Here is a 16,462-nt window from a genome sequence, read left to right as displayed (position 1 = left end):
GCATCGCATGTGTCTCCTGCAAGATGTGTTCGATCGATTCATCGAGTACGTCGGGCTTCGTTTTGCCCCAGCGTTTCAATAATTGAGTGTATCCCTCAATGACGGTCAAGGGTGTCTTCATTTCATGCGAGACATCCGCGACGAACTGCCGTTGTTGTTCCATCGTCTGATCGACACGACCAATCATCTGATTGAAGACGCGACCGAGGCGACCGATCTCATCATCACGTTTGGTCTGCACGGTCTCAAGCGTTCCAGAAGAGGAGATTCGTTGCATCGTATCATTTAGTTGCCTGAGCGGGCGGAGCGTCTGATAAGCAATCCAGAAGTTACTGATGAACGCGATCAGGATTCCAACGACCAACACGATGGTGAAGGTCAAAACGAGTGTCGAGACTGTATCATCGACGCTCTCATCTTCGAACAGATAGGCTTGATCCTGATAGACGATGCCGAACCAATCGCCAGACTTAAAAGGTTCCTTCGAGCGTGGGATATCGGGGAGGTCATTTGCTTGTACGTCTCCGTTAACAGTAGACGAGTCGTCGCCATCTTCATCGTTTGAGATGACCCAGCGTCCATTTTCGTTCGATAAGACGACAGCATCCTCATGAAGCGTCAGCAATGTCCGGACCGATGAATCATCTTCCATCAATTCCTCTGCCTGTTCCAGTTGGGTATAACGCGATTCAATTAAATGATTTTGGACGACGAGTGTCACGACGATGAACGAAAGGAATAACAAGAGTGTCGTAAAGGCGGTGACGGATAAAGCAAGCTTCGTTCGAAGCTTCATGGGATCGCCTCCCGTAGCACATAACCAACCCCACGAACGGTCTGAATCAAAGCTGGAGGGTGGGCATCGACTTTTTTGCGAAGATAACGGATGTAGACGTCGACGATGTTCGTCTCGCCGAAGTAATCGTACCCCCAGACGTGATTTAGGATTTGTTCGCGTGTCAGGACATGTTCCTTGTTTTCTAGTAAATATGTCAGAAGTTCGAACTCACGTGGTGTCAAATCGAGTCGCCCTTCATTGCGAAATGCTTCATGTCGATCAAGATTGAGTACAAGATCAGCGAACTGTAACGTGCGCAGTGCGTTACTAGTTGAAGTCGGAGTGCGTAATAACGCTCGGATCCGAGCAAGGAGTTCCTCCATCTCGAACGGTTTCGTCACATAATCATTCGCACCAAGATCGAGTCCCGCGACTTTATCGTACACTTCTCCACGTGCTGTTAGCATAATGACGGGGACGTGCATGCCTTTTCCACGGAGCCTGCGCAACACCTCGAAGCCGCTCAGCTCCGGCATCATCACGTCGAGTAAGACGAGATCAACCGAATGCTCAGCGGCAGCGAGACCATCTTTTCCGTTGGGGGCGACACGTGTCGCGTACCCGGCATATTGGAGTTCGAGTTCAAGGAGGCGCGCGATTTTCGCGTCGTCCTCAACGATTAAGATGGTGGTTGACATAAACATCCTCCTTTAATGATCATTCATCGATTTCTGTCACTTCGTCTGATGCGTTCAACTCAAGTTTGACGGAACCACCAACTCGGACGTCATCATCTTGTTCCATGTTTGATGTACGAGAGTACGATTTTTGCGCACCATTCTGTTCAATGATGATCTCTTGATTCGTTATTTTAGAGAGAATACCGCGGACTTCTTGCTCCCGTGCATCGTCACGGTCTTCATCGCGTATATCATTACGATTTTCGTCATCCTCTTCCCGATCAAGCTCACGGACTTGACCATCTGCATTCAATTTGATTTTTACGATATCCCCAGATTTCGCAGCGTCACGTTCCGCACGATCCGCCATTGCGTAGATCGTCTCTTGTCCCTCTTGTTCGAGTGTCAATTCACTTTGTGATAGGGCACGAAGGATACCGTACCGTTCATTCGCATCGTCCGATGAATCATTTGAGCGATTGCCATCGTCCTCTCGGTCATTGCGATCATCTGGATCTTCTCGCTCAAGTTCCGTGATTTGCTGATTCGCATTCAGATCGATTTTGACCCAATCCTCTTTTTGCACGGCTTCACGTTCTACTGACGAAGCAAAGTCATACGTCTGAGCGTCACCGTTAACGTCGATCGTCATCGAACGATCTGATAGTTTCTGCAATGTGCCTTCGATTTCTTGATCGTCACGCATTGAAGCAGGAAGCTTTTGTTTGACTTGGCGCGAAGCAGCTTCGACTTTTTGCTCTGCCTGCTGTGAAGTGGTGACCGTCGAGTTGACGAGAGAGTGTCCTGGGCCTGTGAAGAGTAGGAACGCACCAGCTCCTGTTAAGACTGTACCCGTTACGGCAAGTGTAGCGATTCCTTTTTTGAAACGTTTATTTCCTTTATCTGTTCGTTTTTCAGTCATGATGATGTCCTCCTTTGAGTAGTGGCTGTTGTTCTTATACATAGAATAACCAGACCACGTGAAAGGAAACTGAGGAACAGATTAGAATTTGATGAGAATTAGATCGTCTTGATGATCCGAGCTGGATTTCCACCAACGACGCTGTTTGCCGGTACATCCTTGACGACGACACTACCTGAGGCAATAACTGCATTATCTCCGATCGTCACACCGGGATTGATGACCGCGCGTCCACCGATCCAGACATTGTTCCCGATGACGACCGGTTTTCCTAATTCATAACCGCTATTGCGCTCGACAGGATCGAGTGGGTGGGTCGCGGTATAGATATGTACTCCTGGAGCAAGCATGCAGTTGTCGCCGATCGTAATCGGACAAATATCGAGCAAGACACAGTCATAGTTGGCATAAAAACGAGCCCCTAACGTAATGTTGTAGCCATAATCACATTTAAAGGTCGGTTCGATGTAAAAGTCGGCTTGCTCCGTCTGAAATAATTGTTGCAAAAGCATCTTTCGCTTGGCACGATCATGGACACTCAATTGATTAAACTCATAACAGAGCGATTGTGCCCGGATGCGGTCGGCAACGAGTTCCGGATCTTGTGCTAAATAGAGTTCCCCTTTAATCATCTTTTCTTTTTCAGTCATCTGATTCACTCCTTCATCGTTATTACTTTCATTAGACTAAATGGCACCGGGTGATGCAACTGATATCCCGTTAAGACACGCGAAAACAGGATAGCCGAAGCTACCCTGTCGAGATTCGATCCTTATGCTAACTCGATTCCACCTGTGACACCATAGATTTGCGCTGTGACATAGCTTGCAGCGTCTGAAGCAAGGAAGACATAGACATCAGACAGTTCGACCGGTTGACCACTTCGTTTCAGTGGTGTTTCCTGCCCGAACTCTGGAATGTTCTCGCTTGGCTGACCACCCGAGATTTGAAGCGGTGTCCAAATCGGACCAGGTGCGACGGAGTTGACACGGATTCCTTTTGGCGCGACTTGTTTAGCGAGTCCACGCGTGAAACCGTTGATGGCAAACTTCGTCGAAGCGTAATCCAAGAGATTCGCGCTTGGATTATATCCTTGGACAGATGTCGTCGTGATAATCGAAGCGCCTTCCTTTAAGAGTGGCAAGGCTGCCTTGACGACCCAGAAGAGGGAGAAGACGTTGATTTCGTATGTCTTGCGTAATTGCTCCGTCGAAAGGTCGAGAATGTTTTCGACAGCTTGTTGTTTACCCGCGACAAGTGCCAAAATGTCGAGTCCACCGAGTGATTCGTGTGCTTCTTTGACGAGTTGTCCACAGAACGCTTCATCACTTAAATCACCAGGTAAGAGATATGCTTTTTGTCCCGCTGCTTCAACGAGTGCTTTGACCTCTTCAGCATCCTGTTGTTCTTCCGGTAAGTAGTTAAGGACGATATCAGCCCCTTCACGAGCGTAGGCGATTGCTGCTGCTCGGCCGATGCCGGAGTCGCCACCCGTAATCAGTGCTTTTTTGCCGATCAATTTGCCAGAACCTTTATAACTTTCTTCTCCACAATCGGGAACAGGTTCCATTTTTGCTTGAACCGCTGGGGCGTCCTGATATTGTTTTGGGAAATCGTCATTGAAGTATTGTGTTAACGGATTTTTCGATGCAGCCATGTAAACATTCCTCCTGAAAGTTGGTTTTGGTATAGGTTGTATGTTCCCTCAACAAGTCGGATTAAACGTTTTTGATAGTAGTAAATTTGGAAATTGATGGCTTACACTAGAAAAAGAGGAGTGTGAAGAAGATGATTGCTGGACTGTATGAAGCCCATTTACCGGTCAAAGAGCTCGAACGATCGATTGTCTTTTACGAAGAGTTAGGTCTTGAATGTGCGTTCCGAAATGAACGCGTCGCTTTCTTTTGGATCGAGCACGGTAAGAGTTGGTTGGGGCTATGGAAAGCAGGTCAAGCTGAGTTACCGTATCATCCGTCGATTCGCCATGTTGCGTTTCGGATGGAGCATGAAAATATCGACAAAGCACAGGACTGGTTAAAGGAGAGAGGGATTGAAGTTCGATCAGCCTTCGGTGTAGCAGGAGCAAATCAACCGCTCGTTCTCGATAATCATCCACATGCGCACGCAGCAATCTACTTCGAGGATCCAGATGGTAATTCACTCGAATTGATCGCACCGTTACGCTTTGATATGGAGACGATGAACGGAACGATGTCGTATCAGGACTGGCAGCATCTTTATCAGATTGAAACGGAAAAATGAAGAGGTGACTGTAAAGTTCAGTCATTGATTACGCATTCAAATCGCAAACTGCATGACGTGTTCTTTTATAGAAAACGGTTCGAAATGAACAAAAAGTGCAATCTTTCTCCTCATAATAGAGAAAAATTGCACTTAATCTATCTTGCAATAAATTTAGACACGAGCTGATTGGCGCTCGCTCATTGCTTGTAGAGCTGCTTGGTTTAGTAAGTTCCACGGTTTGTTGTAGTGCGGTTGGAAGAAGAAATCGACGAAAGCGAGCTCTTCAAGTGTAATGTCATTTTGAATCGCGACAGAAAGTGTGTTCATTGCCTGTGTCAAATCAACTTTTGAGATGATTTGTGCACCGACGACACGATGTGTTGCCGTCTCGAAGACGAGCTTCAATTGGACGTCTTCTGCTGTTGGCATGAACTCTGGACGATACGCATCTGTAACTGTCGTGCTGCTCACTTCAAGTCCGAACAAGGGTGCCGCTTCTTCTGTCAAACCAGTCGACGCGATGTTCAAATCATATAAACGAAGACCAGATGTGCCTTGTGTTCCTTGGTAACGAATCTTTGGCGCGAGTAAGTTTTTTCCGATGAGCGTACCCATCCGGACAGCATTCGTTGCGAGTGGAATATAGGCATGTGTCCGAGCTGGGTTGTAATAGACGGCACAGCTGTCACCAGCAGCAAAAATGTTCGGGTTGCTCGTCCGCATATAATCGTCAACGATGATGGCACCGTTCGGTAACATATCGACTTGTCCTTTTAAGAGTTCCGTACTTGGACGGAAACCGACACAGAGAATGACGAGATCCGTTTCAAATGTGCCTTTATCTGTAACGACGTGTGTGACAGCACCGTTTTCTCCTTTGAAGCTTTGGACGGTTTGTCCAAGTTCAAGACGAATGCCGCGATCTGTTAATTCGCGTTCAATGACGTCAGTGAACGAGCGGTCGAGGTATTTGTTGAGAATGCGGTCTGCACTGTCGATGAACGTAACATCTTTTCCGTAGGCTTCAAACGCTTCGACGAGTTCAGCACCGATATAGCCTGCACCAACGACCGTGATCCGCTCTGCATCTGATGCTTTTTCGATGATTGTTTGAGCGTGGTGATAGTTTTTACAGAGCTCGATTTGGTTCAACTCAATACCAGGAAGCATTGGAATGATTGGCCAAGATCCAGTCGTCATGATGAGTTTATCGTACGTATCGTGAACGACTTCACCAGTCATGAGGTTTTTCGCAACGATCGTTTGACGTTCACTATCGATTTCAAGTACATCATGTTTCAGACGCATCTCGGCTCCGAGCTCAGCAAGTTCACTTGGTGACGAGTAAAATAGCGATTCCGCGTGCTTGACGACACCACCGACGTGAAGTGCGATTCCACAAGAGAGAAACGATACATTGTCATTCCGCTCATAAACGGTGATCTCGACATCTTGTTGTGAAGCGAGTTCTTTGACTGCTGCTGTTCCTGCGTGTGTACATCCGATGACTGCTACTTTCATGGGTAAAGTCTCCTTTGTGTTTTGTTTGTGATGTAAATCACATTCATTTGATATACTTAGTGTAATCCTTCACAAGTTCACTTTCAAGTAGTTTGTTCAACATTGAGCATAATCTTGTCTAAATTGTGAATGAGTGAGCAAAAGTGTTTGGATTATGTGAAGAATGCATAAAACTGTTTTAGTTACTGAAATTCGGGTTATAATGAAAATAGATTTTTAATGAAGGGGTGGAAACCGATGGATACCGAGAGGACCAATCATCTATTCAGCTTACCTGATTTTTAGCAGTACCGGTCAAGACGAACAAGACGGTAATGGCTTATAAAAATCAGGGAGAGCGAAAATAGATGAATACCCAAACGGGACGTATAAAACCTCTCCCACGATGTAAATGGGAGAGGACAATAAAACATGAAACGAATCGCAACCATCTTAACCGGAACGCTGATCATGGCGTTCGGTTACTACACATTGAATGAACAGTTCGGATTAGCAGAAGGCGGCTTTATTGGGTTATCGTTGCTCGGTCGATACTTTTTTGATATCAATCCTTCGATCTCGATGATCGTGTTCGATATTCCATTTTTCATTGGCGCTTTGTACTTCAAAGGAAAACGTTTCGTCAGCGAAGCGTTACTTTCAGCAGGTGCGTTATCACTCTTTTACGAGATGTGGCACCGACTTGATTTGTTCCACTTTCCAGAACAGGCTTGGCCAGCGACACTTATCGCAGCGATCGCTAGCGGAATCGTGACCGGATATGGTCTCGGACTTGTTTTGAAAAGTGGAGCAGCGACAGGTGGAGACGATCTACTGTCGATGGGACTCAGTAAACTAACAGGTCTATCGATCGGGACGATTTTGTTCGGACTCGACGCCATCGTGTTAGTGATTTCACTTGTTTATCTGCCACTTAGCTTGACGTTATACACATTACTGGCCGTAGCGATCGCCGGTCGTGTTGTTGCTGTCATGACACGGGAGCCTATCATCGTACCGGCACCTGTCGTAAAGAGAGTGACGCAGTAAAACGGAGAATATCTAAAAAAATTATGTATCGGATTCGACATCGTCGAGTCCGATTTTTCAGGTTCATTAATTAGAAAATAAGTTCAAAGGAGAACGATTAGATGATTCGACAAGCACATGCTTCTGAAGCACAACAGATTGCCCCGTTGATTGAGCAAGCGATTCATGAGATTGCTGAGACATTGACGGGAACGACAGAAAAAGAAGAGGTTCTAGAAAGGCTCGCTTATTTCGTTTCCCAAACCGGAAACCGGCTCAGTCATGAGAACATCCTCGTGAAAATCATCAAGGACGAAGTAGCGGGCATCGTGATCGCTTATGCCGGAACAGAGGCGAAACAACTCGACGAACCAATTAAAGAACAATTGAAACAGTGGACAGGTCAAGACGTCCAGATCGACGTCGAGACGGAAGGACCGGTCTATTACCTGGATACCTTATCAGTGGATGCGCGTCATGGTGGAAAAGGAATTGGTACGGAACTGTTGCAGGCAGCAGCGGAAGTAGGCGAGAAACAGGGACTACAAGCGTTTACGTTAAACGCTGATCAAACGAACGTTGGAGCGCAACGACTGTATCGCCGTCTTGGCTTTAAACCGGTCCGGACGATTGAAATTAGTGGCGGTACCTTTGATTATATGGAACGTCGTTACGATATACAGCAATGAAAAAACCATGTCGATCTCCACAGTGTCATTCGGGAATCGACATGGTTTTTATAGTCATGCCATCATGGCATCGTTAGTTGATACAAATCGCTTGCGCGTCTTCTGATTCGTATCGGGCATCACTCGTAAAGCGGAAGCTTGGTGTAGACATGAAGAGGTTCACCTTAGCACTCCGTTTTCATAACATTTTTGCTTAGTTAAATGGTTTGAGTGCGTCCGTAATCCGTTCACCTATCATTTTGGCCTTGACGTCACCTTTTTCAACGAGCGCGAACCATTCGTTCGCATCTTTAGTGATTTGCGCTACTTTTTCTTTACCGAGACGGTTTTCAAGCGTGGGTTTCATCGCAACGATGAACAGGTTAGCTTCCATTGCTTTTGCCCGTGCTGTATCGATGTCTTTCTTCTCGATTGCTTCTTGTGTTTCTTCATAAGATTCGTCGACTTTTTCCGTCAACGCTTGTGCGAATAATCCTTCGATTTCTTTGTAAGAAACGTCAGCTGGCTTTGTCTTCGAGAAGTCATAACGTTCTTTTAGTATTTTGACAGTCTCTTCCTCGCCATCCGCTAAAGATTTTTCAACTGCAAGGAGGGAAGCATATCCTTCTGCTTGCCCTACCTGTAATTCTTTTTCGTCCGTCCCGCTTTTGACACCATCCTCGATTTTTTGAGCATAATCGAGTGCAGCCAAGTAGAACGAACGATAAATCGATTTATCCGTCACTTGTTTCGCGACATTGAAGTCACCGATTTTTTTAGTATCAATGGCTTCTTGCTGGGCAGATAGACCAGAAGTAATTGCTTGAGCAATCGCGTCTTCATTTTTGAAATCGTAGCTTACGTCGCACTTTTTCGCTGTCGGGATGAAAACGGTCTTTGCCATTGCTTCGACATCTTTGAGTGCTTCTGTTGCAGCTTCCGGTTTACCCGCAACGAGTGCTTCTTCAGCTTTTGCTTGAGTTGCCTTTTGTAATTGATAGAAATAGGATTGTAGACCTTTATCGACGAGTTGACGTGCGATGTTCTGATCGAGATTCTTCGCTTCAACATCTATTAAAGCGGATTGAATGACTTGGTCGATTTCTGGTGCTACCGTTTTGACACCACCTTTTAGTTTTGCTTCATAACTCGTCTTGACCATCTTCCAATCCATTGCTTGTCCGTCTTTCGCTTTGTCGAGTTCTGCTTTGATCGAGCTGTAGATCGTCAATTCATCTATCAATGTCGTTGCAGCGATTCCAGCATCCGCTGATTTCGTTTCTGTCGACTGCTCTTTTTTCGGTACAGTCGTATCGGTTTCGTTCGAACCGCAGGCAGCTAAGATGCCAGCTAACATAAAGATCGAAGCTACTTTTATGCGCTTTTTCATAATCGTGACCTCCTACAAAAGTGATAAGAAGTTTCTATCATGTAGTTGTTTTCAGAAATCTGAACGTAAGGAGAATAATTCATATTTTTAATTGAACTTTAAATAAAAAACGGCTTTGGAATAAGAATCCAAAGCCGTCCAAAATCAAAAATCAGAACTGTTCATACAGTTTTGTCAAATACGTATAGACTTCGTCCGATGCTTGGAACATCATGACAGAATGTCCGAAGATCGCTGCTGGATTGAAGCCGTGATCCAGATCAATTGTCGATGCGATCGTGACATCACGGTCGCTATCGAGAACGACGCGGAAGTATTTGAACTCTTGGTTGAAATCGTTAATGGCATTAAGAATCGGAAGATCCTCGACACCGTCTGGTACGTGTGTCACCGTACGAGCGAACAATTCAACATCTGTCGTCGTCTTACTGAAGACGATCATCATCATCGGTTCTGCTCCTGCAGGTGTTTTTTCTTGTGTCATGAAGAAGACGTGTGTCTCATTCTCACGTGCTTCCATTGGAATGCCTTTTTCAACGAGGAAAGCTTGGAAAGCTTCTAAGTGTTGTTGCTGTTGTGGCGCGATTCCTTGTTCGTTTGTTTCGGGTTGACGATCTTGGTGAATCGGTGTCACTTTATTGTTCTCGTTTGATTCGTTCGAGTTACGTTCCTGGTCCATTGCAAAATCCCCCTTTATATACTATAGATTTAGTTTCAAGCATTTCAGAAGGAAATGCAACTAATGTCCGTTCAGATAGGAAGAAAATACAAAACGAATGGGATATGTCATATCTGTGAAGCCGCAAGCAACTGACTTGAAAATACATACCTAACAGGGTATATTGAGTGGCAGATAGTACTTCAAGGAGGAATCATTTAGATGAAAACGATCATCGTAGGTGGCGTCGCAGGTGGCGCAACGGCAGCGGCACGACTACGCCGGATTGACGAAACGGCAGAAATCATTTTGCTCGAGCGCGGAAAAGAGATCTCGTTCGCGAACTGCGGACTGCCTTACTATATCGGAGATGTCATTAAAGATCGCAATAAATTACTTGTCCAAACGCCAGAGGGGATGCATGCACGATTTAATTTAGACGTCCGTAACTTGTCGGAAGCGATTCGGATCAACCGTGAAGCGAAGACTGTCACGATCCGTAACGTTGACACAGGTGAAGAATACGATGAATCGTACGATCATCTGATTCTTTCTCCAGGTGCAAAACCAATTCGTCCGAACATTAAAGGACTGAGTGATGCAACAAATGTCTTAACGTTACGGAACATTCCGGATACGGACCGGATGCGAGAATACGTCGATACGACACGTCCGGAACGGGCAGTCGTCATCGGTGGAGGATTCATCGGTCTCGAGATGGCAGAAAATCTTGTCGAACGTGGGGCACACGTTACCCTCGTTGAAATGGCAAACCAAGTCATGGCTCCGATCGACCCGGAAATGGCAGCGATCGTTCATGAACATCTTCGGGCAAAAGGCGTCGAGCTGATTCTAGAAGATGGCGTCGCTCGTTTTGAAGAAGCAGGTCATCGTGTCGTCTTGACAAGTGGACGCGTGATTGAGACAGAGATGAACATCTTATCAATCGGTGTCGCACCGGAGAGCAAGCTCGCAGCAGATGCTGGTTTAACGCTTGGAATCAAACAGACGATTCAAGTCGACAATCAACTGCGGACATCCGATCCGTCGATCTTTGCGATTGGTGACGCGATCGAAGTTAAGGATTTTATCACGAAGGAAGCGACACATGTGCCGCTCGCATGGCCTGCGAACCGTCAAGGGCGTCTCGTCGCCGACATCATTGCCGGACGCGATGTCCGGTACAGTGGAACGCTCGGTACAGCAGTAGCGAAAGTCTTCGATTTGACAGTCGCTTCTACCGGTAACAACGAAAAACGATTGCGTCAGCTCGGTATGCGTTATGAAGCGATTCACCTCCATCCGGGATCCCATGCGGGTTACTATCCAGGGGCGAGTCCCATTTCGATGAAGCTGTTATTTGATCCAATTGAAGGAACGATTTATGGTGCACAGGCAATCGGTATGACAGGTGTCGAGAAACGAATCGATGTCCTCGCGACAGCGATTAAAGGCGGCTTGACAGTGCTTGATTTACCAGATCTTGAACTATCATATGCACCACCGTATAGTTCAGCAAAAGATCCGGTTAACATGGCAGGATATATCGCGTCAAATATCGTCTTAGGTGACAGTACGAACGTTCATTGGCACGAAATCGATGCAATCGTCGCAAACGGTGGTTTGTTACTCGATGTCCGTGAACCATCGGAAAACGAGTTAGGTGCGATTCCGGGATCGGTCAACATTTCGTTACCGACGTTACGTGAGAAGTTAGATGATCTGCCGAAAGATCAAACGATCTATGTAACATGCCAAGTCGGATTACGTGGATATGTCGCGAGTCAATTGTTGCAACAACACGGTTATGATGTCAAAAACTTAAGCGGCGGCTACAAAACATGGTCGGTCGTGCATCGAGATCAAAAGGCACGAAACCAAGCGGAGGAGGAGACAGCTGTAACGTTAACGAAACGTGAACCAAAAACGAAGACTGCACCGGCACAAGTGATGTTGCTCGATACGTGCGGCTTACAGTGCCCGGGTCCAATTTTAGAGTTAAAAACAAAAATCGATCAGATGACGGATGGCGAGCAAATTTTTGTCAAAGCGTCGGATCCGGGATTCTTACCGGACGTTCAAGCATAGGCGAAAAAACTAGGACACACGGTCCATTCAGCGGAGATGAATCAAGGGGTCGTTGAGGTCTTGCTTGAAAAAGGGCAAGGGGAGACACTTGCTGCAACACCGGTTCAAGTCAATCCGGCAGATGATGCGACGATGGTCGTCTTTAGTGGTGATCTTGATAAAGCACTTGCGTCCTTTGTCATCGCACAAGGTGCACAAGCAATGGGGAAGCAAGTGACGATGTTCTTTACGTTCTGGGGCTTGAACATCATTCGAAAACCAGATGCTCCTGCCGTCGAGAAAGCCGGTATTGAGCGGATGATGGGGATGATGATGCCGAAACACGCCGGGGAACTGCCACTCTCGAACATGAATATGGCAGGTGCTGGTCAAAAAATGATGAAAAAAGTCATGAAGGATAAACAAGTCGATGCGCTCGAGACGATGATGGCAAAAGCGCAAGCGGCGGGTGTCCGCATGATTGCCTGCACGATGTCGATGGATATCATGGGCATTAAGAAAGAAGAACTCCTCGACGGCATTGATTACGGTGGTGTCGCGAGTTATCTCGGCGCAACAGATGGTGCTAACCTGAATCTGTTCATCTAATAAAAGAATTAACTATGTGAACGTGTTAAACCTGACATCTGATGTGAGGTTTAACACGTTTTTTATGTTCTGAGTTATAAGTGAGTTTGATTTTTCAAAAATAAATTGCGTATGATAAATCACATGTGAAAAAAACTTACATACAAATAGAGAGAAAAGATGGATGAAAGTGAGGAGTTTTGATGGAAAAGGAATTAATGAAGTTAGTGAATAGAGTCAGTGATTTGTTATGGACAAATGTATTGATCACACTGTTAGTCGTGTTAGGTATTTACTTTACACTTCGAATGCGGTTCGTTCAATTCCGGATGATTCCGGAGATGGTTCGCTTATTGTTCCAAGGAACAGATGATGGAAAAGACGGTGTCTCTCCATTTCAAGCATTCGCAATCAGTACTGCAGCGCGTGTTGGTACCGGAAACATCGCGGGTGTAGCGGCTGCAATTGCACTAGGTGGTCCAGGAGCAGTTTTTTGGATGTGGTTGATTGCCTTAATTGGATCGGCATCAGCATTCGTTGAAAGTACACTTGCTCAGATTTATAAGGTACGTGACGGAAAAGAATGGCGTGGTGGTCCAGCCTATTACATGGAAAAAGCGCTTGGACAACGGTGGTTAGGAATCGTCTTTAGTGTTCTGATCACGATCTCATTTGGTTTTGTCTTCAACTCTGTCCAATCGAATACGATTTCCTTGTCACTGCAAAGTCAATATGGTGTGGATAAGATGTGGATTACGGTCGGATTGGTCGTCTTGACGGCACTGATCATTTTTGGTGGTGTTCGTAGTATTGCGACAGTCGCTTCTTTCATGGTTCCAATCATGGCAGGTGGTTATATCCTGATCGCCCTGTATATCATGGTGACGAATCTTGAAGTATTACCGAACGTCTTTAAATTGATTTTCCAAGAAGGATTATTCGAATTTAAGACACTAGCAGGGGGAGCAATCGGAGCGGCCGTTTTAAATGGTATTCGTCGCGGTTTGTTCTCGAACGAGGCCGGTATGGGTTCGGCACCGAACGCAGCAGCAACGGCTGAGGTCTCCCACCCGGTCAAACAAGGCTTGATTCAATCATTCGCGGTCTTCGTTGATACGTTGATGGTCTGTTCGGCGACAGCGATGATTGTTCTCGTCAGTGGTGTTCCGACAAAAGATGCGAATGGAGATGCCTTAGCCGGTATTGATTTAGCGCAAGGGGCACTTGCGTCGCAAGTTGGATCACTTGCGACAGGATTCATGGCACTTGCCATCTTCCTCTTTGCCTTTAGTTCTGTCGTTGGAAACTACTATTACGGTGAATCGAACATCACGTTCATCCGTGACAATAAACAAGTCATGATGGCATACCGTGCACTCGTCCTCATCATGATCGTCTTCGGTTCACTTGTCGAGTCGGCTAGTCTCGTTTGGGCTTTAGCGGACATCTGTATGGGACTGATGGCAATCGTTAATCTATATGCGATTTTCCGCCTCGCAAAAATCGCGAAGCTTGCGCTCGATGATTACGTGACACAACGAAAAGCAGGAAAAGAGCCGCGTTTCTATGCGGATTCAATTCCGAACTTGCCAGGAAAACATACGCTTGAAGCATGGCATGGGTCAGAAGAAGACGAAAAAGCGATCTAAGAAAAGGGAGTCAGAGAAATCTGACTCTTTTTTTTGTATAGAACGAATTTAAAAAGGGAATACAGAGTACAGAAGGGAGGGGGAGAATGGAAAACGTACATTTCGTTCGCGTCACGGATGCGGTCTGGGAGTCGTTCGGAAACGATCCCCACATCATCATGGACTGGATATTATTCATTCATGAGACACAACCCGACCATGAACAATTGTTTGCCCTCGAACAAACGAATGCCATCTACCATTTGATGAATCAAATCGATATCTATATTGATCAGGAAACGCACTATAATCTAGGGCGAGCGATCATTGGTGAAGAGTTGATCGTCAATGAGGAAAAAGCGGCAATCGTCGGTATTCTTCCTTTACCGCTTTTGATCATTTCCGCTGAAGTGATGCGAAACTTCGATCAACGGGCACTCGCTTCGATTCATGATGAAGCTGGAATACCGGGCGAATTCGAATATGTCTGGGAGCAGTTCGCCGATCTGCGTGCCTATTTTCAAAAGGCAGAAGAAGCGGAAGATACGATTTTGATTTATTACGTATGACTAGTACCATCTATAAAAAAGAGACCTGCTTCCAAGTCGTCGACTGGAAACGGGTCTCTTGTCGTTCATCTAAATCAAGATGACTTCACATGGAAATCACTCTTTTTACAATAACTTTTAGATTAAAAATCGATTTCGTCTGGATCCGGTCCGAGGCGGACATCCGTTGCTAGACGATCAATTTTCTCAAGATCATCGGCATCGAGTTGGAAATCAAAGACGTCGAAGTTTTCTGCAATGCGTTCTGGTGTGACGGATTTTGGAAGAGCAACGATACCGTTGTCGAGGTGCCAGCGCAAGACGACTTGTGAAGGTGTCTTACCATGCTTCTCTGCGATTTCCTTGAAATCGTTGATTTCGAGGAATTTCCCTTGCATGAGTGGACTCCATGCTTCGACTTGGATGTTGTGATCTTGCAAGTATTCGTGCAGTTCGTGTTGCGGCAATTGTGGATGCAATTCGACTTGGTTGATCATTGGTGCCATCAAGCCCTCTTCTGCCAATGTATCGAGGTGATGTTCCTTGAAGTTCGAGACACCGATCGCTTTGATCTTGCCTGCTTCATACAGTTCAACCATTGCTTTCCACGCTTCGATATAGCCTTCGACTGGCCAGTGGATCAGGTAGAGGTCAAGGTAGTCTGTTTCGAGACGTTCGAGCGATTCTGCGAATGCTTCCTTCGTCCGACCGGCACGAATATCATCGTTCCAGACTTTCGACGTTAAGAAGAGATCCTCACGTTTCACGCCGCTTTCTTTGATTCCTTTTGCGACACCGCGCTCGTTTTTATAGATAGCAGCTGTATCGATATGACGATAGCCGACACGTAGTGCTTCAGCAACAGCAGCGGGTGCTTCTGTTTCTTCGTCTACTTGCCAGACACCGAATCCGATTTGGGGAATCGTAATACCGTTTGAAAGTTTTGCGTATTGCATGTGTTACTCCTCCTCATAAAACGTAGTTTAGATTTGCTCGTTTAGTTTAGCACGAACGAACGAAACCGTCCGTTTCCATGCTCATGGAGGAATGAAATAAGATAAAATAGAAAAGAATCATGAGATTTAATCGTGTGTTAAAAGAGGGGGAGAAAAGATGGCTCAAAAGAATAAAAAGTTATCCAAATGTACTTGGCTTAGCATTGGCGCCTTGTTAGTCACGCAGGCAGTGGGTCTGTTTCTTAGTGCGCGAAAGTCAGGACGTAATCCATGGATTTGGGGAGGCGCTGGACTACTTCAGTTCCCGCTTCCGGCAATCGCCTACTTGATTTTGGAACGACAGGCGAAGCAGAAAAAATAATGAAACAGGTCCGATCATGGAGATCGGACCTGTCGTTTGTTTAAGAAGAGATTTTTTCTTGCTTCGTCACTGTCTTCTTCATGCGTGGCAATCCGAAGAAGATTGCGATTGATCCGCAGATGAAGAGCAGGAACGGATAGAACAGATACGGAATCAGTTCCGGTGAAGCCGTCTTCGTCAACTCTGCTGCGATCAAGAGTTGTGCCCCATACGGAATGATACCTTGAATCCCACAAGAGAAGATATCAAGAATACTCGCTGATTTCTTGCGATCGATTTCATACGTATCGGCGATTTCAGCCGCGAGTGGTCCAGCGACAAGAATCGAGATCGTATTGTTCGCCGTTGCGAGGTTCGTTGCACTGACGAGTGCCGCCATACTGAATTCGGCACCGCGACGCTGTGAAATCTTGCGCGTCAACGTCTCTTTCAAGTAGGCGATTCC

Annotated in this window: 16 protein-coding genes and 1 pseudogene; 7 read left to right on the top strand and 10 right to left on the bottom strand. The window is 46.1% G+C overall.

Going from position 1 to position 16,462, the window contains the following annotated elements:
* The 5 genes from B2751_RS02235 to B2751_RS02215 all read right to left on the bottom strand — a co-directional run.
* Positions 1–796 (bottom strand): sensor histidine kinase (locus B2751_RS02235; protein WP_290772514.1); only part of this gene is annotated, 796 nt, incomplete at its 3' end.
* On the bottom strand, positions 793–1,476 hold the full coding sequence (locus B2751_RS02230; protein ID WP_290772512.1) for a response regulator transcription factor: 684 nt from the start codon (positions 1,474–1,476) through the stop codon (positions 793–795). The genes B2751_RS02235 and B2751_RS02230, both read right to left, overlap by 4 nt.
* Positions 1,477–1,495: 19 nt before the next feature.
* Entirely contained in the window at positions 1,496–2,380 is an 885-nt protein-coding gene (locus tag B2751_RS02225; RefSeq protein WP_290772509.1) for a hypothetical protein, read from the bottom strand.
* A 98-nt stretch (positions 2,381–2,478) separates the two neighbouring features.
* Positions 2,479–3,030 (bottom strand): maltose acetyltransferase domain-containing protein, encoded by a 552-nt coding sequence (locus B2751_RS02220; RefSeq protein ID WP_035412148.1) that lies wholly within the window; start codon positions 3,028–3,030, stop codon positions 2,479–2,481.
* 122 nt (positions 3,031–3,152) lie between these two features.
* A complete protein-coding gene (locus B2751_RS02215) occupies positions 3,153–4,037 on the bottom strand; it encodes an SDR family oxidoreductase (protein ID WP_214856640.1) in 885 nt (294 codons plus the stop codon).
* Between the two features lie 131 nt (positions 4,038–4,168).
* Here B2751_RS02215 and B2751_RS02210 point away from each other — a divergent pair, with 131 nt between their 5' ends.
* Positions 4,169–4,642 (top strand): VOC family protein, encoded by a 474-nt coding sequence (locus B2751_RS02210; RefSeq protein WP_035412154.1) that lies wholly within the window; start codon positions 4,169–4,171, stop codon positions 4,640–4,642.
* Positions 4,643–4,795: 153 nt separating this feature from the next.
* On the opposite strand, the gene B2751_RS02205 is transcribed toward B2751_RS02210, so the two are convergent.
* The gene (locus B2751_RS02205; protein WP_290772506.1) at positions 4,796–6,145 is read right to left on the bottom strand and encodes an FAD-dependent oxidoreductase; all 1,350 of its coding nucleotides are present in this window, start codon (positions 6,143–6,145) and stop codon (positions 4,796–4,798) included.
* 411 nt (positions 6,146–6,556) lie between these two features.
* Between B2751_RS02205 and B2751_RS02200 the strand changes: the two genes are divergently transcribed.
* Together B2751_RS02200 and B2751_RS02195 are read left to right on the top strand one after the other, a co-directional pair.
* Complete coding sequence (locus tag B2751_RS02200) at positions 6,557–7,174, top strand: YitT family protein (protein ID WP_214856638.1); 618 nt, start codon at positions 6,557–6,559, stop codon at positions 7,172–7,174.
* A 101-nt stretch (positions 7,175–7,275) separates the two neighbouring features.
* The gene (locus B2751_RS02195; RefSeq protein WP_035412163.1) at positions 7,276–7,842 is read left to right on the top strand and encodes a GNAT family N-acetyltransferase; all 567 of its coding nucleotides are present in this window, start codon (positions 7,276–7,278) and stop codon (positions 7,840–7,842) included.
* Positions 7,843–8,035: 193 nt separating this feature from the next.
* On the opposite strand, the gene B2751_RS02190 is transcribed toward B2751_RS02195, so the two are convergent.
* On the bottom strand, positions 8,036–9,211 hold the full coding sequence (locus tag B2751_RS02190; RefSeq protein ID WP_290772501.1) for a hypothetical protein: 1,176 nt from the start codon (positions 9,209–9,211) through the stop codon (positions 8,036–8,038).
* Between the two features lie 151 nt (positions 9,212–9,362).
* Complete coding sequence (locus tag B2751_RS02185) at positions 9,363–9,890, bottom strand: YbjN domain-containing protein (RefSeq protein WP_023469644.1); 528 nt, start codon at positions 9,888–9,890, stop codon at positions 9,363–9,365.
* 201 nt (positions 9,891–10,091) lie between these two features.
* Between B2751_RS02185 and B2751_RS02180 the strand changes: the two are divergent.
* From B2751_RS02180 to B2751_RS02170, 3 genes and pseudogenes are all read left to right on the top strand, one after another.
* Positions 10,092–12,545: pseudogene (locus tag B2751_RS02180) on the top strand (CoA-disulfide reductase).
* 182 nt (positions 12,546–12,727) lie between these two features.
* Entirely contained in the window at positions 12,728–14,173 is a 1,446-nt protein-coding gene (locus B2751_RS02175) for an alanine/glycine:cation symporter family protein (RefSeq protein WP_290772499.1), read from the top strand.
* 86 nt (positions 14,174–14,259) lie between these two features.
* Complete coding sequence (locus tag B2751_RS02170) at positions 14,260–14,721, top strand: hypothetical protein (protein ID WP_290772496.1); 462 nt, start codon at positions 14,260–14,262, stop codon at positions 14,719–14,721.
* 122 nt (positions 14,722–14,843) lie between these two features.
* Here B2751_RS02170 and B2751_RS02165 read toward each other — a convergent pair whose 3' ends face one another.
* On the bottom strand, positions 14,844–15,656 hold the full coding sequence (locus tag B2751_RS02165) for an aldo/keto reductase (protein ID WP_290772493.1): 813 nt from the start codon (positions 15,654–15,656) through the stop codon (positions 14,844–14,846).
* Between the two features lie 157 nt (positions 15,657–15,813).
* Between B2751_RS02165 and B2751_RS02160 the strand changes: the two genes are divergently transcribed.
* Complete coding sequence (locus B2751_RS02160) at positions 15,814–16,017, top strand: hypothetical protein (protein ID WP_290772490.1); 204 nt, start codon at positions 15,814–15,816, stop codon at positions 16,015–16,017.
* Positions 16,018–16,057: 40 nt separating this feature from the next.
* On the opposite strand, the gene B2751_RS02155 is transcribed toward B2751_RS02160, so the two are convergent.
* Positions 16,058–16,462, bottom strand: a 405-nt coding sequence (locus tag B2751_RS02155) for a Na+/H+ antiporter NhaC family protein (RefSeq protein WP_290772487.1), incomplete at its 5' end; no start/stop codon positions are given.

This window comes from Exiguobacterium sp. UBA6282, from assembly GCF_002440475.1.
GTDB lineage: Bacteria > Bacillota > Bacilli > Exiguobacteriales > Exiguobacteriaceae > Exiguobacterium_A.
The sequence above is the reverse complement of the archived record's forward strand: the minus strand, read 5'-3'. Positions and strand labels throughout refer to the sequence as shown.